The sequence below is a fragment of the Helicobacter sp. MIT 05-5293 genome (assembly GCF_000765665.2).
Classification (GTDB): Bacteria; Campylobacterota; Campylobacteria; order Campylobacterales; family Helicobacteraceae; genus Helicobacter_C.
Window position 1 is genome coordinate 111,793 of record NZ_JROZ02000001.1, and the last position, 25,110, is coordinate 136,902.

Annotated in this window: 26 protein-coding genes; 22 read left to right on the plus strand and 4 right to left on the minus strand. The window is 38.0% G+C overall.

The genetic code is table 11. The features are described 5' to 3' along the window. The first annotated feature begins 2 nt into the window (after positions 1–2). The 5 genes from LS68_RS00580 to LS68_RS09550 are packed head-to-tail and all read left to right on the plus strand — an operon-like array spanning position 3 to position 5,312. Complete coding sequence (locus LS68_RS00580; RefSeq protein ID WP_081950969.1) at positions 3–1,646, plus strand: mechanosensitive ion channel domain-containing protein; 1,644 nt, start codon at positions 3–5, stop codon at positions 1,644–1,646. Then, entirely contained in the window at positions 1,646–2,908 is a 1,263-nt protein-coding gene (gene mtaB, locus LS68_RS00585) for a tRNA (N(6)-L-threonylcarbamoyladenosine(37)-C(2))-methylthiotransferase MtaB (RefSeq protein WP_034373160.1), read from the plus strand. Before LS68_RS00580 ends, mtaB begins: the two co-directional genes overlap by 1 nt. Next, positions 2,895–4,598 carry an AAA family ATPase gene (locus LS68_RS00590; RefSeq protein ID WP_034373156.1) on the plus strand — a complete coding sequence of 568 codons (1,704 nt, stop codon included), beginning with the start codon at positions 2,895–2,897 and terminating at the stop codon, positions 4,596–4,598. Before mtaB ends, LS68_RS00590 begins: the two co-directional genes overlap by 14 nt. Before the next feature lie 9 nt (positions 4,599–4,607). After that, positions 4,608–5,111, plus strand: a complete 504-nt coding sequence (locus LS68_RS00595) for a hypothetical protein (RefSeq protein ID WP_034373154.1) — start codon at positions 4,608–4,610, stop codon at positions 5,109–5,111. Between the two features lie 60 nt (positions 5,112–5,171). Continuing rightward, the gene (locus LS68_RS09550) at positions 5,172–5,312 is read left to right on the plus strand and encodes a hypothetical protein (protein ID WP_158621809.1); all 141 of its coding nucleotides are present in this window, start codon (positions 5,172–5,174) and stop codon (positions 5,310–5,312) included. 9 nt (positions 5,313–5,321) lie between these two features. Here the strand turns inward: LS68_RS09550 and LS68_RS00600 are convergent, their stop codons facing one another. Genes LS68_RS00600 through LS68_RS00615 form a run of 4 tightly spaced genes read right to left on the minus strand, consistent with a single transcriptional unit; the run spans position 5,322 to position 9,323 of the window. Beyond that, positions 5,322–6,707, minus strand: a complete 1,386-nt coding sequence (locus LS68_RS00600) for an FAD-linked oxidase C-terminal domain-containing protein (protein WP_034373151.1) — start codon at positions 6,705–6,707, stop codon at positions 5,322–5,324. Beyond that, positions 6,697–7,452: a plasminogen-binding N-terminal domain-containing protein gene (locus tag LS68_RS00605; protein WP_034373148.1), complete on the minus strand. Its 756-nt coding sequence runs from the start codon at positions 7,450–7,452 to the stop codon at positions 6,697–6,699. The genes LS68_RS00600 and LS68_RS00605 overlap by 11 nt, the downstream gene beginning before the upstream one ends. Next, positions 7,453–8,061 (minus strand): NUDIX hydrolase, encoded by a 609-nt coding sequence (locus LS68_RS00610; RefSeq protein ID WP_052100499.1) that lies wholly within the window; start codon positions 8,059–8,061, stop codon positions 7,453–7,455. It abuts the gene before it with no gap. Further along, positions 8,058–9,323 (minus strand): peptidoglycan DD-metalloendopeptidase family protein, encoded by a 1,266-nt coding sequence (locus tag LS68_RS00615; RefSeq protein WP_052100498.1) that lies wholly within the window; start codon positions 9,321–9,323, stop codon positions 8,058–8,060. The genes LS68_RS00610 and LS68_RS00615 overlap by 4 nt, the downstream gene beginning before the upstream one ends. A 207-nt stretch (positions 9,324–9,530) precedes the next feature. Here LS68_RS00615 and LS68_RS00620 point away from each other — a divergent pair, with 207 nt between their 5' ends. The 17 genes from LS68_RS00620 (at position 9,531) to LS68_RS00695 (ending at position 25,074) form a co-directional block, all read left to right on the plus strand. Next, positions 9,531–9,731: a hypothetical protein gene (locus LS68_RS00620; protein WP_034373145.1), complete on the plus strand. Its 201-nt coding sequence runs from the start codon at positions 9,531–9,533 to the stop codon at positions 9,729–9,731. 60 nt (positions 9,732–9,791) lie between these two features. Further along, the gene (locus LS68_RS00625; RefSeq protein WP_034373134.1) at positions 9,792–10,004 is read left to right on the plus strand and encodes a flagellar biosynthesis anti-sigma factor FlgM; all 213 of its coding nucleotides are present in this window, start codon (positions 9,792–9,794) and stop codon (positions 10,002–10,004) included. Positions 10,005–10,040: 36 nt separating this feature from the next. Then, a complete protein-coding gene (locus LS68_RS00630) occupies positions 10,041–10,466 on the plus strand; it encodes a hypothetical protein (protein WP_034373131.1) in 426 nt (141 codons plus the stop codon). A gap of 9 nt (positions 10,467–10,475) precedes the next feature. Next, positions 10,476–12,296, plus strand: coding sequence for a flagellar hook-associated protein FlgK (gene flgK, locus LS68_RS00635; protein WP_034373129.1), 1,821 nt, complete (start codon positions 10,476–10,478; stop codon positions 12,294–12,296). 16 nt (positions 12,297–12,312) lie between these two features. Further along, positions 12,313–13,014, plus strand: coding sequence for an EI24 domain-containing protein (locus LS68_RS00640; protein WP_034373127.1), 702 nt, complete (start codon positions 12,313–12,315; stop codon positions 13,012–13,014). A 135-nt stretch (positions 13,015–13,149) separates the two neighbouring features. After that, the gene (locus LS68_RS00645) at positions 13,150–14,847 is read left to right on the plus strand and encodes an acetolactate synthase large subunit (protein WP_034373120.1); all 1,698 of its coding nucleotides are present in this window, start codon (positions 13,150–13,152) and stop codon (positions 14,845–14,847) included. Further along, positions 14,847–15,317, plus strand: coding sequence for an acetolactate synthase small subunit (gene ilvN / locus LS68_RS00650; protein WP_034373119.1), 471 nt, complete (start codon positions 14,847–14,849; stop codon positions 15,315–15,317). Before LS68_RS00645 ends, ilvN begins: the two co-directional genes overlap by 1 nt. Before the next feature lie 33 nt (positions 15,318–15,350). After that, the gene (locus LS68_RS00655; RefSeq protein ID WP_034373184.1) at positions 15,351–16,148 is read left to right on the plus strand and encodes a pyridoxine 5'-phosphate synthase; all 798 of its coding nucleotides are present in this window, start codon (positions 15,351–15,353) and stop codon (positions 16,146–16,148) included. Beyond that, positions 16,136–17,101: a 4-hydroxythreonine-4-phosphate dehydrogenase gene (gene pdxA / locus LS68_RS00660; protein WP_034373118.1), complete on the plus strand. Its 966-nt coding sequence runs from the start codon at positions 16,136–16,138 to the stop codon at positions 17,099–17,101. Before LS68_RS00655 ends, pdxA begins: the two co-directional genes overlap by 13 nt. After that, a complete protein-coding gene (locus LS68_RS00665; protein WP_034373117.1) occupies positions 17,098–17,676 on the plus strand; it encodes a phosphatase PAP2 family protein in 579 nt (192 codons plus the stop codon). The genes pdxA and LS68_RS00665 overlap by 4 nt, the downstream gene beginning before the upstream one ends. Positions 17,677–17,747: 71 nt before the next feature. Continuing rightward, positions 17,748–20,417, plus strand: a complete 2,670-nt coding sequence (gene alaS / locus LS68_RS00670) for an alanine--tRNA ligase (protein ID WP_034373116.1) — start codon at positions 17,748–17,750, stop codon at positions 20,415–20,417. A gap of 195 nt (positions 20,418–20,612) precedes the next feature. Further along, positions 20,613–20,891: a sugar phosphate nucleotidyltransferase gene (locus LS68_RS09645; RefSeq protein ID WP_199741456.1), complete on the plus strand. Its 279-nt coding sequence runs from the start codon at positions 20,613–20,615 to the stop codon at positions 20,889–20,891. Continuing rightward, on the plus strand, positions 20,833–22,116 hold the full coding sequence (locus tag LS68_RS00675; protein WP_199741457.1) for a phosphotransferase: 1,284 nt from the start codon (positions 20,833–20,835) through the stop codon (positions 22,114–22,116). Before LS68_RS09645 ends, LS68_RS00675 begins: the two co-directional genes overlap by 59 nt. After that, positions 22,116–22,484, plus strand: a complete 369-nt coding sequence (locus LS68_RS00680) for a hypothetical protein (RefSeq protein ID WP_034373114.1) — start codon at positions 22,116–22,118, stop codon at positions 22,482–22,484. The genes LS68_RS00675 and LS68_RS00680 overlap by 1 nt, the downstream gene beginning before the upstream one ends. After that, on the plus strand, positions 22,485–23,471 hold the full coding sequence (locus LS68_RS00685) for a KpsF/GutQ family sugar-phosphate isomerase (RefSeq protein ID WP_034373113.1): 987 nt from the start codon (positions 22,485–22,487) through the stop codon (positions 23,469–23,471). Continuing rightward, the gene (locus LS68_RS00690; protein WP_034373112.1) at positions 23,471–24,670 is read left to right on the plus strand and encodes a hypothetical protein; all 1,200 of its coding nucleotides are present in this window, start codon (positions 23,471–23,473) and stop codon (positions 24,668–24,670) included. The genes LS68_RS00685 and LS68_RS00690 overlap by 1 nt, the downstream gene beginning before the upstream one ends. Before the next feature lie 14 nt (positions 24,671–24,684). Further along, entirely contained in the window at positions 24,685–25,074 is a 390-nt protein-coding gene (locus LS68_RS00695) for a hypothetical protein (protein ID WP_138090716.1), read from the plus strand. The last annotated feature ends 36 nt before the right edge of the window (positions 25,075–25,110 follow it).

Sequence of the window (25,110 nt, forward strand, 5' to 3'; positions counted from 1 at the left end):
TAATGATACGATGTATTTTATTAGTGTGCGTGATGTTAGGAGCGATGTTTGGCATCGATTCGTCTCAAGAGATTGTCGCTGAAATAGAAAAACTTGATGATACACTTAGAAAAAGCAATAATTTATGGCTCAAACAATATTCAAGCTTGGAAAATTATAATAATACAAATAAAGAGATTGAAGTCTTGCAAGCCCAGCTTTCTAAGGATATTTCTAGCGAGGATCAACGCTCCCTAAAGCATCGCCTTGAAATTCTCCAGCATCAACAAGAGCTTTTAAAAGATTATGCCAAGAATCCTTATGGGCAGCTTTTAGAGATAAAAAATATAGGTGAGATACCCTCTATCACAAATCCGTTTTTGATTCTCACAGGTTATTCGTTTATCAAGCATCTTAACGAGCAAAGAAATGTGGTATTGTCTAATCAAGAGAGTTTAGAATCCCTTGTCAGCCAGATTCGGCAAAAATATCATCTTTTAAGCAGACTAGCAGAGACAGATAAATCAGTCCAAATTGTGAATGAGATTTTTCACACACAAATGATGCTTGAAGAGTTAGAAGGCACACAAAAGATTCTTGAAACTTCTCTTGACATTTATTCAAAGGAGATTGATTCTGCGATATTAAAAGTGCGCAATCAAATCACCGATCAGATTCTTAAGGCTGTTTATGTCGGTGTCGCGCTTTTGATTACAATCCTTTTGGCATTTCTTTTAAAATTTACATTGCGAAAATATATTGTTGATACTAATCGTATTTACACCGCTAATAAAGCAATTAATTTTCTTAATATTACGATTATTGTCTTGATTCTGCTTTTTTCGTATTTGGAAAATGTGAGTTATTTGGTCGCGGTTGTGGGTTTTGCTTCAGCGGGTTTGGCGATTGCGATGAAAGACTTATTTATGAGTGTGTTAGGCTGGTTTGTGATAGTTTTAGGTGGGAGTGTCCATGTGGGCGATCGTGTGCGTGCGTGCAAAGATGGCACAATTTATGTGGGTGATGTGCTTGATATTTCTATGCTTCGCATCACGCTTTTTGAAGATGTAACACTGACAAGTTATATGGAGAATCGCCGCGCAGGAAGGATTATCTTTATCCCTAATAACTTTATCTTTACTACAATGTTTGCGAATTACACTCACGCAGGATTTAAAACCGTGTGGGACGGGATTGATTTTAGTATTACTTTTGATAGTAATTACAAAAAGGCGTTGAAGATTTCCACAGAGATTGGTAAAAAATACGCTAAGGGCTATACAGAAATGGTGAAAAAACAAGTTTATCGTCTAAGGGATAGGTATTCTTTGCGCAATCCCAATCTTGAAGTGCGCACTTATTGTATGATAGAATCTAATGGTTTTAGAATCTCGCTTTGGTATCAAACCAATGCTTATGCAACGCTCACTTTACGCAGCACGATTTCAGGAGAAATTATTGAAAGGATACTTGAAGAAGATGATATTTTCCTTGCCTATCCTACAACAAAAGTCGTCCCCACAGGCGGAGATGGTCGGGGTAATAAGCCTTTTAAAGACCCTAACGAACAGCCTAATCGTCCTCGCGGAGGATCGGAAGTCCCTATTGATGAGAAAGAAGAGATAGGTATTTTAGGTGGTAGTGTAAAGGGTAAAGACGAATTATAATGGCAAAAGTTTTTTTTAAAACATTTGGTTGTCGCACGAATCTGTTTGATACGCAGGTGATGAAAAGTAGCTTGAGACATTTTGAATGCACAGAAAATGAAGAAGAGGCAGATATTATCGTGGTGAATTCTTGCACAGTTACTAATGGCGCAGATAGTGGGGTGAGAAGTTATCTTAGCAAAATGCGACAAGGAAATAAAAAGATTTATTTTACAGGCTGTGGAGTGGGAACAAGAGGAGAGAGTATTTTTCATCAAGGTCTTGCGTATGGTGTATTTGCACACAGCTTTAAAGAGCAAATTGATGATTTTTTATCTAAAAAAGAATCTTTCTTTTATCCCGAAACCAACCCAGAGCATCGGGACAAAACTCTTATCACACAATTTTTAGGTAAATCACGCGCATTTTTGAAGATTCAAGAAGGGTGCGATTTTGCGTGTAATTATTGTATTATCCCTTCAGTGCGTGGAAAAGCACGCTCTATTGAGAAGCAAAAAATTTTAGAGCAGATTGCATATCTTGCTGAAAGCGGCATCAGTGAAGTAGTGCTTACAGGCACAAATGTAGGAAGTTATGGGAAAGAATTTGTTAATGAGAATCTAGCACGATTGATTAAAGATATTGCTAAGCAGAATTGCATCAAGAGACTTCGTGTAGGAAGCCTTGAACCAAGTCAAATTGATGAAGAATTTTTGGAATGTTTGGATTTACCGCTTTTTGAACGACATTTGCATATTGCCTTGCAGCACACGAGCGATACGATGCTTGCAATAATGAATCGTCCCAATCGCGTTAAATCTGATTTGCGTTTGTTTGAAAGAATCGCACGAAAAGGCTTTTGTTTGGGGAGTGATTTGATCGTAGGACACCCCGGAGAAGATGAAAAAGTTTGGGAAGAAGCATGGGCAAACTTTCAGGCTTTTCCTTTGACACATTTGCATATTTTTGTTTATTCTCCAAGAGATGGGACGCCATCGGCATCAATGAAAAATACAATCAAAGGTGATGTCGCTAAACAAAGGCTTCATCAACTTAAGTCCTTTGTCTCCCAAAACAATATGCGTTTCAGACAAACACACAAAGTGCCTTTAGAAGTGCTTTGTGAAAGTAGGACAGAATCTGAATCATCTTTTGTCTATTCAGGGCTTGATCAATTTTTTAATCGTGTGAGAATCGCTACTAATCGTGATGATTTAGAAGGACAATGGATTGATATTGACACCTATGAAATCAAGCAAGAGGGAAATGATGCAAAGATCTAAAAGTTTGATAATCGGTTTAATAAGTTTAGTGCTCATAGCGGTTTTGGTCGTTATATTATTGCTTAAAGATTCTAGTGAATTGGTCAGCATAAAACAAGCTCAAGAATTGATAGAATCCAATCCGCCTCAAAAAATTATTTTTGATAGAGACTACTTGTATTTTGATATACAAGATAAACGATATAGGGTCAATAAAGAATCTGTTTTGCCAATGGTGGGATATTTGGGCTGGGATTTTCCTATCGAAAGTAAAAATGAGCGTATGAAAGGTGAGATGATTGGTGAATTAGGTATTTTGATTGTTATTTTGTTAGGGTTAGCAGTGCTTTTTCAAGCATTTAAAATGATTTTCAACAAAAACAAAGATGCTTCCCCAAAAAAAGTTGCTTCATCGCATTTTGACGCACCTTCTCCATTGTCTTCTTTGGAGCAAAGTAACAATGACGCATTAGTGCATAGCCCCCTGTCAAGTTCGGTAACTTTTAAAGATGTAGCAGGTATTAGTGAGGTAAAAGAAGAGCTTTTTGAGATTATTGATTATTTGAAAAATACCAAAAAATATCAAGATTTGGGTATTAAACTTCCTAAGGGTGTGTTGTTAATTGGTCCTCCGGGTGTGGGCAAAACAATGATTGCTAAAGCCGTAGCAGGGGAAGCAGGTGTGCCGTTTTTTTATCAAAGTGGGTCAAGCTTCGTGCAAATTTATGTGGGTATGGGTGCAAAACGCGTGAGGGATTTGTTTTTGAGAGCAAAATCCAAATCACCAAGCATCATTTTTATCGATGAGATTGATGCAGTAGGCAAGGCTCGAGGCAACACGCGTAGTGATGAGCGTGAGGCAACGCTCAATCAATTACTTACAGAGATGGACGGATTTGAAGATTCTAGCGGAGTGATTATTATCGGAGCGACTAACAAAATCGAAGTGCTTGATGAGGCATTATTGCGTAGTGGGAGATTTGATCGTAGAATCTATGTAGAATTGCCGGATTTGAACGAGCGTGAGCATATTTTTGAAGTTTATTTACAAGGTAAATCGCATCGACTTGATGTGAAAGAAGTCGCGCGACTTTGCGTAGGATTCAGTGGAGCAGCAATTGCCTCTTTGGTCAATGAATCTGCTCTCAATGCGCTAAGGCGTAAATCACCTGTGATTGAGCTAGAAGATATTTTAGCGACTAAAGATAAGGTGCTTGTGGGCAAGAAAAAGCGTTTGAGTTTCAGTGAAAAAGAGAAAGAGATTCTTGCGACTTATCAATCAGCCAAAGCCTTAAGTGCTTATTGGCTTGAAGTGGATTTTGATAAAATTTCTCTGATTGCAGATAGTTTTAAAGAGATTGATAAAGAATTGGTAAGCAAAACAGAATTGGTCAATAAAATCAAAGTCGCTTTAGCGGGCAATATCGCCGTAGAAATGATGCACCATCAAATTTTTAGTAATGCTCAAGAAGACATTGCAAAAGCTAAGGAAATCGCTACACAAATGTGTGAGCAATACGGAATGGCAGAGCGATTAATGACAGATTCAAGTGATATTTTGGTGATTTTGGAAAGTGCCAAAAAAGAGATGAGTGAGTTTTTGAGTGATTCTAAACCTGCCTTGATGAAAGTTGCCAAACATTTATTGGCGCAAGAGCGTTTGAGCAAAGAAGAGATTAAAACGCTTATTGATGATGCGTTTGAACGATGAGATTTTAAAATGCCTTATTTTGGAGGTTTTGGTTTAAAAGGTGAGAGTGCATTATTTAAAGAGATTCTCCAAGATGATATGACAAATCCCTATGTCGCAGTGGGTTTTGATGTCGGTTGTGTGGAGGCATTGTCGTATGTTCAAGATTGTATCAGATTTAAGCATCGTGTGCAAAAATTGATTCTTCTCTCGCCCTTATTTTGCCCGCTTTTAGATTCTGTGGATTATGAAAATGTGCAAAGTTATTGGGCATTAGGCGTGCAGCCCACGCATCATTTTGATACAATCAAACCTTATGTGCAAAATCATACCCCGATGCTTACAAAACAACATGCTCTTTTTTTGTTTGAATGGGAAAAGGAAATGTTTGATTCTCTTAAAAAAAATGGCATTGAAATCAATGTTTATTTAGGAGGTATCGATCCTTTGATAGAATCTACCGAAGCATTAGATTTTTTTAAGGCATTTGCATCAGTGTGGATTTATCGGCATTTTGCGCATTTGTTGTGTTGATTTGGTGGCATTTATCGTGGGATTTGTATAATATTGCACCAATTCAAAAGGATTTGTGTAATGAATAAATGGAAAAAATGGATTCTTGCATTACAACATACCAAAAATGCTGGTGGATTAAAATATCCAAGAATTTGTGTTGAGAGTGGTGCTCAAAGGTGTATTGCACGACATTGCTTGAAGATGCCCATTCGGTTTTGATGTATGAAACTAAAGCCCCATTTTACCAGGATTAAGGATATTATTGGGATCAAATGCTTTTTTGAGATTCCGAAACAGATTCATTTCTTCGGGTGTGAAGGCGAGCTTCATAAATGGAGCTTTGGACAAACCGATACCATGCTCACCGCTAAGCGTGCCTTCTAAGTTAATAGCAACCTTGAAAATTTCTTCAATACATTCATAACCTTTTTGAAGCGATGCTTTGTCATTAGGGTCTGGCACCATCACATTGGTATGCACATTCCCATCGCCGGTATGTCCAAAGCATGGAATCTTAAACCCATATTTTTGGCTTAGTTTGCCAATTTCTGTAAGCAATTCAGGCAATCGAGAACGTGGAACGGTGATGTCCTCATTGAGCTTCTTTTTACCATAAATTGTAATACTTTGGCTGACATTGCGTCTAGCGAACCATAGATCTTGTGATTCTTGTTCGTTTTGAGCGATTTTGAAGCTTTTACAACCATTTTCTTCAAAACGCGCTTGAAGTTCTTTGAGCTGCCAAGTAATTTGCTCGGGTATGTCGCCATCGACTTGTGTGATGAGAATTGCTCCCGCATCAATAGGCAATCCTTTGGAGAATCGCTCCTCGACTGCTCGAATACTAAGATTATCCAAAAATTCCATTGCCACAGGTGTAATACCACTCGCCATAGTTTTATACACAGCATTCATTGCAGATTCTATATCGTCAAAGACGCCCATAGCAGATTGTGAGAATTTTGGTTTTGCAATGAGCTTAATGGTGATTTCTGTGATGACAGCAAGCGAACCCTCACTCGCAATCAATGTCCCGCAAATGTTAAATCCCGCAACATCTTTAATCGTTTTTTTACCTGCTCGGATAATATCACCATTAGGTAAAACAGCACGCAAAGCCATAATATAGTCTTTTGTGATACCATATTTTGCTGCTCTCATTCCGCCTGCATTTTCGCTGACATTGCCCCCTAAGGTGCTGTATTCTTGACTTGCAGGATCTGGAGGATAAAATAATCCTTTTGCTTCTACTGCCTCTTGAAAGATTTTATTGACAACGCCGGGCTGGACACGAGCAATAAGGTTTTTTTCATCAATTTCGAGAATCTGATTAAAATGTCTCTCTAATGCCAAAATAATGCCACCATTGACAGGTAAAGCCCCACCGGTAAAACCACTACCCGCGCCGCGCGGTATGATAGGAATACGATTCTCATTACAATATGACAATACTTTGCTGACATCTTGCTCATTGCGAGGAAAAATAACTGCTTCAGGTTCGTAACGCTCTTTAGTCGCATCATAACAATAAGCAATCAAATGCGCCTTATCATCGGAGTAATTCTCTTCTCCTACAATGTTTTTTAGGTTTTTTCGATGTTCTTCATAAAGCATTGTTATTCCTTTCATCAAAAGTCTTAAGCGGATTCTGTAGTAAATTATCGTAATAAGGGAAATATTGCCGCGATTTTTTTGAACGCATTTTGCTTGCTAGAGATCCTGTTTGAATATTAGCAATCCGTGAGAAAAAGGGTGCATGGGTAGATTCTAAAGTTGGCACGGGATAGTCGAGCGTCTGGAGAATCTCAAAACTTTGACAATCAAGAATGTTTATGCCATTGGAAGCTAGGATATAGATTAAGCCAATGCTGTAAATATTGCAAAATGCTTTAAAATGTTTGGGTTGAGGATCATTGATACCATCTTTTGCAAGGAATGCAGCAAATAAATCAATGTGCATAAAACGCGTGTGAGAGGTGAGAGCAATGATTTTATTGTAAGTTTCTTGATCGGGAGCAATGGCAATGGATTGATCGTAAAAACTACCAAAAATGATTTTATCCCCCTCCAAAGGCTCGGCTCTAGGTGTGGGAAGATAGCGTTGGGAGATTGATTCAAAAGGCATATATTCGGCAATAGCAATATCTTCTTGGATATTTTGAATCTGCGCATTAGCGATAATGACTTCATAGTTTTGCTTCTTTGCGAGAATGATACCACTTTGCCCGACTTGAAGATGCTCTGATTTAAAGCTTATTGTTTTATTACGAGAATCAACATTAATAATCTCCGTAGAGATAGGCTCGTAGTCAAACGCATGGAGTGTTAAACTCAAAGCCAAAATGATCCATATTCTCATTTATTTCTCCTTTTTTAATAAAGGGTATTGATGCAGAAACCACATTATCCCAAAGCCTAAACCGGGTGTTTTGATAATATCTTCATTAAATAGAAATTCCTCAAGATCTTTGACTTTGATAAAAATTGTCTCAATGACTTCACCATCAATACCACCGCCCTGTGAGATTTTATCGTCTTCTGTGATAGTAGCATAAAAAAGTGTTTGTTTAGCTCCTGAATTGCCAACAGATGTTCCAAATTCAGTAATTTTTCGGAGATTCTGTGTGTGATAACCACATTCTTCATACACTTCTTCGCATGCAATTTGTTCTAAAGTTTTGCCTTCTTTATCTACAAGCCCTGCACATAGCTCGTAAGTATAGCCTTTTTGTTGTGAGACAAAGACAGCGGGACGAAATTGCTTGACAAATAAGAGGCTATCTTTTTGTTGATGATAAAGGAGAATAGCGACACTATCAAGACTTTCGATAAAATCCCATGTGCGTTTTACGCCGTTTTCTTTGTAAATCATACGGCGAGGTTTAATATATAGGGAATCTACGCATTCGCAAAACGAAACATCACTGATATGAGAGATAGAATCTAGTGATGATAGAGAATACTTCATTGAGGATTTGCCTCTGTGGATTCTGTGGGTTGAGCTGTGCCTAAGGATTTTGCAGATTCATCAGTTTCAGTGGGAGTTTCTGTAGAATCTGTATTTTCAATCGTTTCCGCAGGAATATTAAATGACTCATTGGGCGTGATTGAGGAAGTTTGGTTTTTTAAAGCCGCATCTAGTCTTTGGATAAATTCTTGTATGTGAGCATTGAATACTTCTTTTTCTTTTGCCTGCAATTCTTTATGCACAGCTTTCACATTGCTAAGAGGGTTGATGGGGGAATTATTGCGGTAGAGACCAAAATGCAAATGCGGACCTGTGCTTAATCCTGTCGTCCCTACGCGCCCGATGAATTGCCCTCTCTTTACCTTTTTGCCGACTTTGATACCTGAAGCAAAAGAATTCATATGGGCGTATAGAGTTTTGAGGTTATTATCATGGCGGATTTCAATCAGATTCCCATAACCACCTCTTTTTCCTGCAAAGATCACCGTTCCATCAGCAGCAGCCACGATAGGAGTGCCTTTCGGTGCAGCGTAATCCACACCATAGTGAGGGCGGGTAGTGCCTAATATGGGGTGTTTGCGTCCTAGAGAGAATTTAGAACTGATTCTTGCTCCAGCCACGGGCATTTGCAGTAAGAATCCTTGAATCTCTTTCCCTTCTTTATTATAATAGCGTCCATTAGTGAAGCGAAAAATGTAATGAGGTTTTTTATTGATTTCAATCACTGCTGCTTTGATTGTCGCATTGTTGAGAGGTTTGCCTAAGCGGTATCTGCGATCATAGATAATTGCAAGACGATCATTTTTTAAGACACTGCGGAAATTCACGCTATTTTTATAAGCGTTAAGAAATTCACTTACCAATCCTTTATCGTGCGTCATTTCTAGCAAATCTTGATAAGGGGATTTTTGGATTGCAATATTGATAGTTTGTTCTTGTTCAAAATAAATCATAGGAGTAAAGTCTAAGACATATTCACCATTGCGCTTAAAAATGTGAATCTGCATACCATCGCCGATAGGAATAAGGGCTTGAAGCAAATTATCTTCTTCGTCTAAGAGCGTGTAATAAGTAACACCTGCATAAATCTCCGATGTAAGCTCTCTGTCTTTTGGAGAGAGATTATAATAAACACTTGTAGGAATGTCATATTTTTGAAAAAAAGCAAAAAGTGTGTATCCAGATTCCCATTTTTGATTATGAGCAATTGCTCCAAAAGAAAAACTCCAACATAAAACCATCAGTAAAAAAATTTTTTTCATCGTGCGTGTCTATCCCTCAATCCAAAATATCTTTTATTTTTAATTTGGTCTTTCAGCCTAAAATTTGCGATTCTAATATAAAAATTTTAAAAAAATGTTAAAATATTCTTCCGATTTATATTTTGGCATTCTTTTTGCATTTAAGATTTGAAAAAGTGTTTTTCGATTGAGATAATATCGATTCTTGATTTAAAAGGGGTAGATTTAATGAATATCGGATTAAAAAATTGGCTATTTCCTACGATTAGTTTTATCGTGTTTTTGTATGCAATGGTTTTGATTGGTATTTGGACTTATCGCGTTGATGCGAATCAATCGCTATTTAGCGGTGCTAAAAAGCAAGGCTCGGCAACAACCCAACAACAACTCAAAGATTTGAAACAAGAAATGGAAAAATATGTCAAATAAGTTAAAGTTTTTTAAAAATGAGCCGATTTGGTTCTAAATCTTCTTTAAAAGGTGGCTATTATGATTAATGGTATCAATACAAGCATAAATGCTTCAACAGTTATCAATAAGGAAACAGCTCCAAAGCTTAACGAAAGCAATGGGTTGAAAGAAAAGGAAGAAGTGCAGCTTTCTAGGGCAGATCAAATCAAAGAGCAAATCGCTAAAGGTGAATACAAGATTGATTTGCAACAAACTTCTGAAAAAATGGCATCAAATTTGCTTAACCTATAAAAAAGCCCTTTTAATGGGGTTATTTAGGAATAGGCAATGTTATATAAATACCTCAATGGTGCTATTAGCGATCTTAATGAGTTGATTAAGCTTACAGAATCAGATATCGCAGATATTCAAGTAGCAAATAACGAAGCGATTTTTTCTCGGACTGATCAAAAAAATCAGCTCGTTAAGGAATTTGAAACAAAAAAATCATTACTTCATCAAGAAATGATTGCTTTGAGGAATAAAAATCCCCAAAAGCCATTAGAAGAATTGCTTGATTCACAAGCAAGTGATTTGTTAGATGAAATGCGCAGTCGTTTAGAAAAACTTAAAGTTCTCAATACAGACTATGCCCGCAGTGTTTTTGCTGTTTCAGAGTTTTATAATTCTTTGATTCAGAGATTGATTCCTCATGAAAGTGATGGCTATGGACATCAAAAGTCAAAAAGCCATTTGCTTAAAATTCAAGCTTAAGGTTAGGCTATGGGTGGTATTCTCTCCTCTCTTAATACTTCATATACAGGATTGCAAGCCCATCAACTGATGGTTGATGTTACGGGCAACAATATTGCTAATGCAAGTGATGAATTTTATAGTCGCCAAAGGGTTTTGGTGCGTCCTGAACGCCCTTTGTATTATCAAGACTACAATCTTGGTCGAGGTGTGAGCACCGAAACAATTCAGAGAATCCATGATGAATTTGTATTTACTCGTTATCGTAAGGCAGCTGAAGAGGCTCAATATTATGATACACATTTTACTTTATTGCGTGAAGCTTCTGCGTTTTTTCCAGAAGTCGATGGAGTGGGAATCTATAATGATTTGGAAGAATATTTCAATTCGTGGAAAGACTTGTCCAAAAACTCTGTAGATCCCGCGCAAAAACAAGTGTTGGCAAAAAATACACAAGTATTATCAAGAAATATTCAAGATACGCGAGGGCGATTGGTTCGATTGCAGCAAAAAGCAAGTGAAGAATTAGAAGTTACAATTAATGAAGTCAATCGTATCGCAAAAGAAATTGCACATATTAATGCTAAAATGAAAGAGATGGAGGATCAAAGAGAGCTTAAGCAAGCTAATGAGTTACGCGATCGCCGTGATGAGCTTGAGTATAATCTTCAGACACTTATCGGTGCAAATGTGTTTAAAAATCATCTTAATTCTAACGCTTCTATCCACCCTAAGCTTGCTGATTTCGATGATGAATATGTGCTAAATATTGGTTTTGGATTCAATATCGTTGATGGAGCGATGTATCACCCTATTGTGCTCAAAAAAGACGATAATCATTTGAATCTTAATCGCGTGTATTTTCAAGGCGATGATTTTAAGACCGTTGAAATTACGGATAAGATTGTTCAAGGTAAGGCAGGATCACTTATTAGCCTTTATAATTCCGGCGAAGGTGGCACGCGTGTGGGGAAGATTCAAGACTATATCAATCATCTTGATATTTTTGCTAAAGGGTTTATTGAAGCGACTAATGCGATTTATTCTCAAAGTGCCGCAACACAGATTCGGAGTGATAAGCTTGATGTGTGGAGTTTGAATCCACTTGTGGATAGTAATTATAATATCAAAGAGGGTAGTTTTGATGTGGTTGTTTATGGTGCGCAGGGTGATGAAATTGCGCGTAAAACCATTAAAATTGATCGCATTACGACAATGAATGATGTCGTGAGAGCCATTAATGCAAACACTGATGATAATAGCGACAACAATGCACTTAACGATGTCGATGATTATTTTAGAGCTTATTATGATAATAACGCAAGAGAATTTAATATCTTAGCGAAGAATCCCTCTCAAGGGCTTTATGTGGCTATCCAAGATCATGGGAGCAATTTTACAGGTGCGTTTGGCTTGAATAGATTCTTAGAAGGTGAAGATGCGCATGATATTGGTTTAAAGTTTGAATATGCCAAAGATGCGACTTTGATTCGTCCTTGGCTTACACCGGTGAATGGGAATTTTGATGTGGCAAATATGATGCAACAGCTCCAATATGACGATGTGGATTTTTATGTCAATAAATACGAAAAGAAGCAAATGAGAATCTCTGAATATTTTCAGTTTCTTTCTGGACGCGTGGCTAATCAAACAGAAGCGACAATGCGCACGAAAGAAACCAAAGATTCTGTTTTGGCAGCAGTTAAAAGAGAGCATTTGGCAATCTCACAAGTAAGTCTTGATGAAGAAATGGTAAATCTAATCAAGTTTCAGGGTGGTTATGCAGCAAATGCGAAAGTCATCACGACTATTGATCGTATGATAGAGACACTTTTGGGTATCAAACAATAAATTCAAGAGATTTTTAATGTTTGATACTTTTTTTCAGAGTCTTAAGGATTATTTTACTCCTAAGATTCTACTACTTACTTTTATCCCTTGTGTGATAGGAGTTGTCGTGGGCGTTTTCTTACTTTATACCTATGGCAATGCTGCATGTGAGTGGGTGCTTGGGATAATTCCACAGAGATTTAAGCCCGATGGCATGATAGGAAGTATCTTGACAGCAAGCGCAAATTTTCTTGTGTATAGCTTTTTATTCGCATTATTTGTGATAGGCGTGCTTTTATTTAATATTTTTTGTTCGATTTTTTATACACCTTTTATTGTTTCTTATTTGCATCAGCGATATTTTTCGCATATCAAACGAGAATCTTTTGGGGGGATATTTGATTGTTTGCGCACATTTACAAAGCTTTTTATGATATTTGCACTGATATTTATCGTGTGTATTCCACTTTATTTTGTCCCTATTTTAGGGCATTGTGTTTTGTTTGCTATAGGGTATTTTCTCTTTAAAAAAATGATGTTTTATGATATTACAAGTGCGATGATGAACGAGGCAGATTCGGTTCAATTACAACGCTCTTTTCGCCTAGAGCATCATAGTGTAGGGCTTGTTGCCTATATTTTGGGCTTCATTCCTGTGGCACATTTTTTTGCAACACCCTTGCAGACACTTATTATCGCGCGTTATTGTTTTAAGAAATTGCCTTTGCTTCAAGATTAGTAACTTTATTGAATTAATAGAATGAATCGATTCTTAAAATAGGTTTATTATCAAGATAAATCAGCTAAAACTGCTCATAATTTGTGCTAAATAAGGTATAATGGCTTTCTTCATTTTTTTAATAAAGGGGTTTTAATGAAAACAATCACAGGTGCGCAGATGCTTATAGAATCTTTGCACCTTGAAGGTGTAAAGATTGTCTTTGGTTATCCGGGTGGAGCGGTTTTGCATATTTATGACGAAATCTATAAGCAAACCTATTTTCAACATATTCTTGCACGACACGAACAAGGTGCAGTGCATGCAGCCGATGGATATGCACGAGCAAGTGGTGAAGTGGGTGTCGCTATTATTACTTCGGGTCCGGGTTTTACAAATGCGATTACAGGTATTGCTACGGCTTATACAGATTCTATACCTTTGGTTGTCATCAGTGGGCAAGTGCCTATCACACAAATAGGCACAGATGCGTTTCAAGAAATTGATGCAGTGGGAATCTCTCGTCCTTGCACGAAACATAATTATCTTGTCAAACATATTAAAGATCTTCCCAGAATCCTTAAAGAGGCTTTTTATATTGCAAGAAGTGGGCGTCCGGGTCCCGTGCTTGTGGATATTCCTAAAGACATCAGCGGACAGCTTGGAGAGTTTCATTATCCACAAAGCATTGATCTTATAAGCTATAAACCTACCATTAAGGGTAATGCTAAACAAATTAAGAGATTATGCGAGGGCATCGCACATGCGAAAAAGCCGCTTTTTTATCTTGGTGGGGGTGTGATTCTCGGTAATGCAAGTGAAGCGGTAAGAAAACTTGTCTCTCGCACACAGATTCCTTGTGTGCAGACACTCCTTGCATTAGGCGTTTTAGAACATGATAATGAGAATCTGCTTGGTATGCTAGGAATGCATGGCAGTTATGTCGCTAATATGGCAGTGAGTGAATGCGATTTGCTCGTTTGTTTTGGTGCGAGATTTGATGATCGTGTAACGGGCAAACTTAGTGAATTTGCAAAGTATGCAAAGATTGCTCATATTGATATTGACCCAAGTTCTATTGGCAAGATTGTCAATATTGATTATCCTATTGTGGGTGATGTGAAGAGTGTCGTGGAAGATATGTTGCTTGAAATTAATGATTATGATCCTTGCAGTATCAAGTCATGGAGAGAGCATCTCAAAGGATATGCGCAACAACACCCGCTTACTTTCAAGGATAGTGAAGAGACAATCAAACCTCAATGGGTGATTAAAAAGCTTGGTGAGATTCTCGGGGATAGGGCGATTCTCACCACAGATGTAGGGCAGCATCAAATGTGGGCAGCGCAATTTTATCCTTTTAGTTTTCCGCGTCAATTTCTTACAAGCGGTGGGCTAGGGACGATGGGTTATGGTCTCCCTGCAGCATTAGGAGCGAAGCTTGCATGCAATGATAAAGTGGTGGTAAATATCACTGGAGATGGCTCGATTCTGATGAATATCCAAGAGTTAATGACTTGCGTGGCTTATAAGATTCCATTTATTAATATCATCTTGAATAATAATTATTTAGGAATGGTGCGGCAATGGCAGACATTTTTCTATGAAGATCGTTTTTCTCATGTTGATTTGAGCGCACAGCCTGATTTTGCGAAACTTATAGAATCTTTTGGTGGGGTTGGTTTCCGTGTAGAGCATAAAAAAGACTTTGAGCAATCATTGCAAAAGGCTTTAGATTCTCAAAAAGTTGCCTTTATTGAAGTTATTATCGATAGGTATGAGAATGTTTTGCCTATGGTGCCAAGTGGTAAGGCTATTTATGAGATGATTTTGGAAGATGAAAAGGATAAGTGATGAATACGCGAACTAGCATTTGCATTACGGTGATTAATGAGCATAGCGTTTTAGCTCGTGTATCGGGCTTGTTTTCAGCGCGTGGGTATAATATCGAATCGCTCACGGTCGCACCTATTCCTCATACAGAGCTTTCAAGGATTACGATTTTGACACGTGGCAATAAAGAGGTGCTTGAACAAATCATCAAGCAAGTCCATAAATTAATCCCTGTGGTAAGCGTAGTCAATAGTGATAATTTACTTGAAAAAGAAGTCGTATTAGTAAAGTTTCCTATTCAAGAAAAGCTTGCGGATATTGAAGTGCTTTGTCGGGCTTATAATGGAAAAATAGCAAATGCAAATGAAAAATATATTATTGCCGTAGCGACAGATAAGCCTGATAGAATCGAACATTTTATTAAAGCAATCAGTGTCTTTAAGCCTAAAGAGATTGTCCGTAGTGGTGTCGTTGCAATGGAGCGATATTAGAATCTATCGTGAGGAGTGGATATGTCAAATACAATGAAGCTAGGAGTAAATATTGATCATATTGCGACTTTGCGTGAGGCAAGAGCGATTAATGATCCTAATCCTTTAGAGGCTGTTTTTGTTGCTAAAAACGCAGGTGCGGATCAAATCACCCTACATTTGCGCGAAGACAGACGTCATATTCATGATGATGATGTGAAGCTCATTGTGCATACTTCTCCTTTACCTGTCAATATAGAATCTGCGCTTGATGAGCAGATTGTCGATTATTTATGCTCCCTTGCCCCCCATCGTATCACGCTCGTGCCAGAAAAACGCGAAGAAGTTACTACAGAAGGTGGCTTGGATATAGAATCTCATTATACAACAATCCGTGAGGTGATTAAGACTTTTGAGAGTAGAGGGATTGCGACTTCACTTTTTATCGATGCCAAAAAAGAATCTGTTTTTCTTGCACGAGAGCTTGGCACTCAAGCTATAGAATTACACACAGGACATTATGCGAATCTTTGCCTTATGAGAGAGAGTAATCTCCCTCACACTCATCATAGTATTAAGACAATGGAGCTTTCGCGACAAGAGCTTTATGAAGAAATGATTTATACGCTTGATGAAATCGCACAATGCGCTAAGATAGCGACTTCAAGCGCGGATACAAGAGCATTAGAATGTTTTGCAGGGCATGGATTGAATTACCATAATGTCGCGAGAATCTGCGCGATTCCTCAAATCAGTGAGCTTAATATCGGACAGAGCATTATTGCACGATCTGTGTTTGTAGGATTGGAAAAAGCAATTGTGCAAATGAGGGAAGCAATGTGTCAAAGATAGCCATTTCTATTGGTGATATTAATGGTGTGGGGATTGAGATTGCCTTAAGAGCGCATAAAGACATTGCCCAATGGTGTGAGCCTATTTATTGTGTGCATTCAGAGATTTTAGAATCTGCCCTTGCGCTTTTAGGCAAAGAAGAAGTCTTTGATTCTGTTTTGCGCTCAATGTGTTTTTCTCCGCCTGCAGTGGGATTTTTAGAGAATCTTCGCATTCAAGCAGGCGAGATTTCTGCTTTGAGCGGTGCATACAGCTATGAAAGTTTTATGCAAGCGGTGCGTTTGGCGCAAGATTCTCAATGTGATGCAATCGTAACACTTCCGATACATAAAAAAGCTTGGCAACTTGGTGGTGTTCCTTATGTCGGTCATACGGAAGCTTTGGGTGCGTATTTTGGTGTGCATTCTATTATGATGCTAGGCTGTGAATCAATGTTTGTAGCACTTTTTAGTGATCACATTGCTTTAAAAGAAGTAAGCCCTCTTGTGAAAGATTCTGATGTGAGGGATTTTCTTGTGTGTTTTGCACGGAGTGTTTGTTTGAATGAGCCTTGTTGTGTGTTGGGATTAAATCCACATTGCGGCGATGGCGGACTAATGGGCAATGAAGACGAGGAGATTTGTAGGGCGATTAAAGAGGCAAATAAGATTCTCAAAAAAGATTTATTTTTTGGGGCTTATCCTCCCGATAGTGCTTTTAGCCCGCTTAATAGAGAGCGTTTTAGATATTTTGTGAGTATGTATCATGATGTGGGACTTGCCCCGCTAAAGGCTTTGTATTTTGAAGAAAGCATCAATGTGAGTTTGAATCTGCCCATTTTAAGGACTTCTGTCGATCATGGCGTGGCTTATGATAAGGCGTATAAAAATGATGCGTCTTTAAGTCTCACGAGTTATTTTAATGCTGTAAAATACGCCCTTAAGCATCAGAAAAACAAAAAGGATTTTTTATGAGAACAATATTATTGAGCATTTTTTTATTGATTGCTTCTCCCCATGTGAAAGCTGCTTCAACGGATTTTGAAGCATTCGGTGATGCTTTTCGTTTTCTCCCTCTTTATGTGATGGTAGTCTCTGTGGCAATAGAGGATTATAGAGGGGTAGGAGAGCTTGCTTTGGGAACTTTGACTGGGCAGCTTATCACTGAAGGGATAAAATGGGGAATGGATACATTGCATGATAATGGATATAATGTCGCGTTTGCCAAACGCCCTTGTTGCGATAGTTGGAAGGGTATGCCAAGCGGACATGCAAGCGGTGCGTTTAGTGCGGCTGGATTTGTCTTTCATCGTTACGGGTGGAAGCCTGCTATTCCTACGACTATTCTCGCGACACTTGTTGCTGCATCAAGAGTAGAGGCAAGGAAACATTCTCTTTTGCAAGTGAGTGTGGGAGCATTGATCGGCTGGGGGTCAGCGTGGATTTTTACCAAAAAATATCTGCCTGAAAATGTGTCGGTGATGCCTGTGATTGATTCTGATAAGCAAGGTCATACAAGCTATAGCATTCATTTTGCCTATCGCTTTTAGAATCTTCAATCTCTCACAAGTTCATTTTTGTTATAATCACGCACATTTATCATTGACACAAAGGAGTGCAAGTGGCACACAAGGACATTCGTTGGCTTTATCTCGACTTTTTCCAAAAACAATCGCACAAAATCTATGATTCTATGCCTCTCGTGCCTGATGATGCAAGTTTGCTTTTTACTAATGCAGGAATGGTGCAGTTTAAAGATATTTTTACGGGCAAGATTCCAATCCCTACACCTCCACGCGCGACTAGCTCACAGCTATGTATTCGTGCAGGTGGTAAGCATAATGACTTAGAGAATGTCGGCTACACTGCGCGGCATCACACACTTTTTGAGATGCTGGGTAATTTTAGCTTTGGGGATTACTTCAAAAAAGATGCGATTGCGTATGCGTGGGAATTTGTAACAAAAACTTTAGGTTTTGACAAATCGCTATTATATGTAACTATTCATGAAAGTGATGATGAAGCTTACACACTATGGTGTGAGCATATTGCGCCAGAGCGTATCAAGCGTATGGGGGATAAAGATAATTTTTGGCAAATGGGCGATAGCGGACCTTGCGGACCTTGCAGTGAAATCTATGTCGATCAAGGCGAAAAATATTTTCATTCAAGTGAAGATTATTTCGGCGGTGAGGGGGATAGATTCTTAGAAATATGGAATCTTGTCTTTATGCAATATGAGCAAAAAGAGGGAATCCGCACACCTTTACCAAAACCTAGCATTGATACAGGTATGGGGTTGGAGCGCGTGGTAGCACTTTTAGAAAAAAAGATCAATAACTTTGACACTTCGCTTTTTGCGCCTTTGATGCGTCAGATTGAGAATCTCACACATAAAAAATATTATCACGATGATGAAGTGTTTGATAATGTGATGGGCTTTAGCGATGCGCAAATCGTGGAGACAAAGAAGATTCAAGCGAGTTTTCGTGTGATTGCCGATCATGCGCGCAGTGTCGCATTTTTGCTCGCACAAGGGGTGAATTTTGACAAAGAGGGGAGAGGCTATGTCTTGCGTAGAATCTTGCGCCGTGCCGTGCGACATGGGTATTTGTTAGGGCTTCAAAAGCCTTTTTTGTATGAAGTCATCGGTGTCGTATGTGAAGAAATGGGCGGACATTATGGCTATTTATTAGAGCGTAAGAATGCTATTAAGGAGCAGTGCCGCAACGAAGAGGAGCGATTTTTTGAGACGATAGAATCTGGAATGGAGCTTTTTAGCAAGGAATTGCAAAAGCTTTTAGGATTACTTTCAAAAGATAAGACTTTGAGATTTAGCGGTGAGGTGGCTTTTAAGCTTTATGATACCTATGGATTCCCGCTTGATTTGACGCAAGATATGTTGCGTGAATACCATATTGAAGTGGATATGGCGAGTTTTGATCAATGTATGAATGCACAGAAGTCGCGCTCCAAAGCGAGCTGGAAAGGCAGTGGCGATGCGTTAAAAGAGGGTGATTTCAATGAATTGCTCGCAGTATTTGGTAAAAATACTTTTGTGGGTTATGAATCTACAAAAGCATCATCTCGTATTCTTGCATTGTTGGATTCTGATTTTAAACGCGTGGCTTCTTTGCAAAGTGGCGAGATTGGCTATGTGATGTTAGAAAATACACCTTTTTATCCCGAGAGCGGAGGACCTGTGGGAGATAAGGGGGAGCTTTTTAAACCTTCTCATCAATCCGCAGGTGAGATTCTCGCTAAGGTGCTTGATACGCAAAAATATTTTGATCTTAACCTCTCTCATATTGAGGTATTAGCAGCGTTAAAAGAAGGTGATTTTGTGCAAGCAAATGTGAGTGATGAGCGCAATGAGATTGCTAAACATCATTCAGCCACGCATTTATTGCATCGTTCGTTGCGTAAGATTTTAGGCTCTCATATCGCACAAGCAGGGAGCTTGGTAGAATCTAATCGTTTGCGTTTTGACTTTTCGCACCCTAAGGCTTTGTCGTTTGAAGAGTTAGAATCTATTGAGCATGATGTGAATGCGCAGATTCTCGCAGGGAATCCTCAAATGTGCGAGATTATGAGCATTGATGAGGCGAAGAAAAAGGGCGCAATGGCACTTTTTGGCGAAAAATATGGTGAGCGTGTGCGTGTGGTGAGTTTTGGAGATTCTATTGAGCTATGCGGTGGAATTCATACGCCCAATACTGCACAGATTGGGAGTTTTTATATCACAAAGGAAAGCGGTGTGAGTAGCGGTGTGCGCAGAATCGAAGCGGTATGCGGCGCAGCGGCGTATGAGTATGGAAAAATGGCTTTGAGAGAGATTCATAAGGCAAAAGAGAGCCTTAAGGCACAGAATCTCACGCAAGGGATTGAAAAACTTAAAGAACATATCAGCGAGCTTAAGCAAAAAGTCGCAAAGGCGAAACAAAGCGTGAAGAGTTTTGACTATGAGGAAGTCGCGGGTGTGAAATTAATCGTCTTAAAGATAGATTCTCTAAACTCTAGTGAGGTAAAGGAGATTGTCGATAAGGCAAAGAATGAGAATGAAAGAGTGGCGATTTTATTACTCACAGAATCAAAAGGTATCTCTATCGTTGCGGGAGTCAAAAATGCACCGCTTAAAGCGGGAGAGTGGGTAAAGCAAGTCGCGTCAGTATTAGGAGGCAATGGCGGAGGAAGAGATGATTTTGCTACTGCTGGCGGGAAAGATGCAAGTAAAATCAGTGAGGCGTTAGACTTGGCAAGGAGTATTGCGAAAGAAAAATTACAAGATTAGATGAAGGGTTACTAATAGAAGTATATCAAACGATAAAAATACCTATTTTTTCCTTTTTTTTTTTTTTGATAGCGGGTTTTGTAATTTTGTGTTAAAATTTTGCAATTTAAGAAATTGTGCTAAGTTTTAACACAAATGCGGTTGAAAGTCAAAAGAGTAGAACAAATAAGACTCTTAAAGAAAGGTCTATCATCAATGAAAATCATCATACAAGCAGGCGGTAAAGGGACGAGATTAGAATGGCTGACAAGGAATAAACCAAAATGCCTTGTGCCGGTTAATAATTTGCCTATTATTTTTTATGCGTTTCAAAAATTTAAAGATGCGGAATTTACGATTATTGCTGATTATAAGGCAGATGTTTTAAAAAAATATCTCAATACTTTTGCTTCTTCATATTCCTTTAAGATTCTAAATGTTGTCGGGGGGGGGGGGCACACTTTCTGGCATAAAAGAGGCAATCGCAGAGTATAAAGACGATGAATCCTTTATGATCGTATGGTGCGATCTTATTTTATCAGAAGGATTTGCAATACCCTCTGAAAAAGGGAACTACATTGGCATTTCTAAAGACTTCGAATGCCGCTGGTCATACATTAACAACAAATTTATCAAAGAACCCTCAAAAGAAAATGGTGTCGCTGGATTATTCATCTTTGAGAATAAAAAAGTGCTTGACAATATCCCTACTGAAGGTGCTTTGGTCGGTTGGCTAAAAAATCAGAATCTCACATTTAACCGCCTTGATTTATATGGCACAAAAGAAATCGGGACTTTGCTTTCTTATGGTGATAATAACGATACGCCTCGTTGCAGACCTTTTAACACGATAGAATTTAAAGATGATTTTGTTATCAAGCGAGGTATCAATGAGCAAGGACGAAAAATCGCTGTTGATGAAGTCGCTTGGTATAAGCATGTCAAGGCATTAGGTTTTAAAAACATTCCTGACATTTATGAATACGAGCCGTTGAAAATGAAGCGGGTTCAAGGGAAAAATATCTATGAATATGACTGCTTGACAAAGAGCCAAAAATACGAGATTCTCAAAAAACTTATCCAAGCTTTGCAAGAATTACATCATACAGAATCTGCACAGCCGGTAAATATCCACGATGTGGAAGATGTGTTTTTCAATAAAACTTTTGATAGGCTCTCCCAAGTTGAGAATCTTATCCCTTTTGCGGATAAAGAATTTATCAAAATCAATGGAAGCTATTATAAAAATGTCTTCTTTGACAAAGAGGCATTAAAAGAAGCGATAAAAAAAGTTTATCCTCGTGAGTTTCGCTTGATTCATGGTGATTGCACTTTCTCAAACTTGATGTTTGATACCTATGAAATGAAAGCGATTTTGATTGACCCAAGAGGGTATTTTGGTAAGACAAAACTATACGGCGATGTCGATTACGACTGGGCAAAATTGTATTATTCTCTAAGGGGTGAATACGATCAATTTAATCGCAAGAAATTTACGCTTGATATTCGTGAGAATGAAGTGGAAATCGCGATTAAGCCTAATAATTGGGCTGATATGGAGGACTTTTTCTTCGAATGTCTGCCCAATGTGAGTAAGTATAAAATCAAACTTTTGCACGCTATTATTTGGTTAAGTCTCACAACTTATGCTTGGGAAGACTATGACAGCATTTGCGGAGCATTTTATAATGGAATCATTAAACTTAATGAGGTGCTTTGATGCTTGAATTTTCTCCGTTACACAAAACTTGGATTCTCGATATTGATGGGACGCTTGTCAAACATAATGGCTATAAGACTGATGGTAAAGATACTTTGCTGGAGGGTGTGAGAGAGTTTTTTCAGAATCTTCCAAATGAAGATAAGGTGATTCTCTTAACTGCAAGGAAAGAGGAATGTCTTCAAGACTTAAAGCTTTTTCTCCAATCGCATCATATTCGCTATGACTATCTTTTAGGTGATATGCCAATGGGTGAACGAATCTTGGTCAATGACAGGAAGCCAAGCGGTCTAAACACAGCTTTTGCAATCAATAAAGACAGGGATAAGCCATTGGGTATTGTTTATAAGATTGATGAGGAGTTATAAATGCCCCACACAGAAGATTCTATGTTGATTCAAGAAGAGTTAGATAAAATTTGTGCTTTAAATACCATCAATAGTGAGATTGATACAATCACCAAGCTTCGTGATGGTTTGGATAATAATCTCACTTTTGCCTTGAATATTATGCAAGATTCTAAGGGTCGGATTATTATTACCGGTATAGGAAAATCCGGGCATATCGGCAAGAAGATTGCTGCTTCTTTGGCATCAACCGGCACGCCGTCATTTTTCGTGCATCCTGCTGAAGCAAGTCATGGTGATTTAGGAATGATTACAGAAGATGATGTTGTAGTCGCAATTTCAAATAGTGGGGAATCACGAGAGTTACTTGATATTTTGCAATATTGCAAACATTTTGGGATTAAGCTGATTGCCATTACTAAGAATCCTAAAAGCTCATTAGGCAAGGCAGGAGATGTTGTTTTACAGCTCCCAAATGCTGGTGAGGCTTGTCCTTTGGGTCTTGCACCTACAAATTCGACAACCGCAACGCTTGTGTGGGGCGATATTTTGACAACAGGATTGATGCAAAGAAAAGGATTCACGAAATCAGATTTTAATCAAAGACACCCGGGTGGGAAATTAGGCTCTGTATTGCAAAAGGTTTGTGATTTGATGCACACAGATTCACAAATGCCTATTTTGGAAGAAAATATCAATATGCAGCAGGTTTTGTTGGAAATGACTTCAAAAAGGCTTGGTTGTGTTGGTTTTGTGAATGCAGAGGGAGATTTTACAGGAATATTTACCGATGGTGATTTGAGACGTTGTCTATCGAGTGAGATTTTCAATCAAAAAGCTATTGATGTGATGACCAAGTCTCCTATAACAATATCAAAAGATATGCTAGCGTCTGAAGCGATAAAATTAATGCGTGATAGAAAAATCACCAATCTTTTTGTGGTAGAGGACAATAAACCAATCGGTGTCATTCATATTCATGATTTGCTGAATAATGGGGTGGCTTAATGAAATTGTATGAATATACAAGGTCTAGTCATAATAAAACCGCAAAGATTTTAGGCTTTACTATTATGGAAGTAAGCATCAATTATGACGCATCAGAAAAAGTGCAGAAAATTTTAGGAGGTTTGATAAAGACTTCTAAATTTGATTATTTAAACGGCACTTCTCAAAAAGAAATAAAAGTATTAGGATTCTTATCCATTACCCGTAAGAGGGAAAATAATGATTATGTTTATTTAATGTTTGGAAAAATCATTCACAAAACACCATTGATTCTTGAATTTAAAAAACGATATTTTAGTTATTTTGACAGACAATATGATGATATTTATATCCTCAATGCAAACAGCGGTGAGATTTGCCTGACTTTGACTTATTGCATTGATGCTTTTATTAAAAAAAACAAGAGTAAGAATCCCTTATTAGTCGCAACGAAAAAGTATCACTTTGATATGATAAAAATGCTCTGCCCTGATATTCCTCATATCTATATAAAGATGAGGGTAGATATGATAGGTAAGGAACACAAGATTAAACCTTTTAGGTTGTTTTTTGTGTGTGATACGCCTCATTTCAGACAAGTAGAATTTGACATAAAAAACAATGATTTAGGCAAATGTCATTATTTTAGGTCGTTGGTAGAATATCTTGGATTGAGAAATGATGATTTATCCTATCGAAAAATGCTCCTTCCCATAGAAGATAAGCGTAATATGCTTGATAAGGTTGCAAAAATAGGATTAAATCTTGATAAATTTGTCTTCCTAGCTCCTGAAGCTATCAGTTGTGAATCTTATGATGAAAAGTTTTGGGTGATGCTTATCAATGCTTTGCAAGATAAAGGTTTTGATGTGTTTGTGAATCTGACTTCAGATCGCATCAAGCTAGAGGGAGCAAGAGATTTTAAAACCTGTGATTTAAGCATCATCGAAGCATTTGCCCTCGCAAAAAATGCTCAAAGGATTGTGATGCTAAGAAGTGGTTTTACAGATATTTTATTACAAACCCATATCCCTATGGATATTTTATATACAAAGTTTGGCTGGAGGACATGCTTTAGCGATATGAGCACCTCTCATGTGTTGGCAGGATTTGGAACAAGGCAGATTCCTTTTATCGATCAAGGCAAAATCAGAGAGTTTAATATGTCTGAAATCACTTTAGAGGATTGTCTGACATTAATCTTAGAAAAAATCAAATAACACAAGGGGAACATATGCCAATTTTTGAAAGCATTGACTTAAATATAGCAAACAAAAAAGCTAAACAATACAGAATCCTTAATACTCCTATTGTGGAGATTAGTCAAGATAAAAATAGCAATAAGAGGCAGATTGAGTGGGTTGTTTTGACAAGAAAATATCGTATGCCTAGATTTAAAATAACAAATTGCTTTTTTTACTTAAAGATGAATAGAGATACGCCATATGCGCTTGTTTGTTTGCAGCATTGGGTCAATATCATTAATGAATTAGATGCAGATTTTATTATCGTGTGCGACAGACATCGATTGGAAAAGAATATTTTGAAATATGTATATTTTAAGAATCTTAATATCAAATTTATGAAAAGTCTCCGGGGGGGGGGGGGTAGAAAGTGTAGTTAAAACTACTGCTTCAAAGTTTTGGAAAAAAGCTGCTTA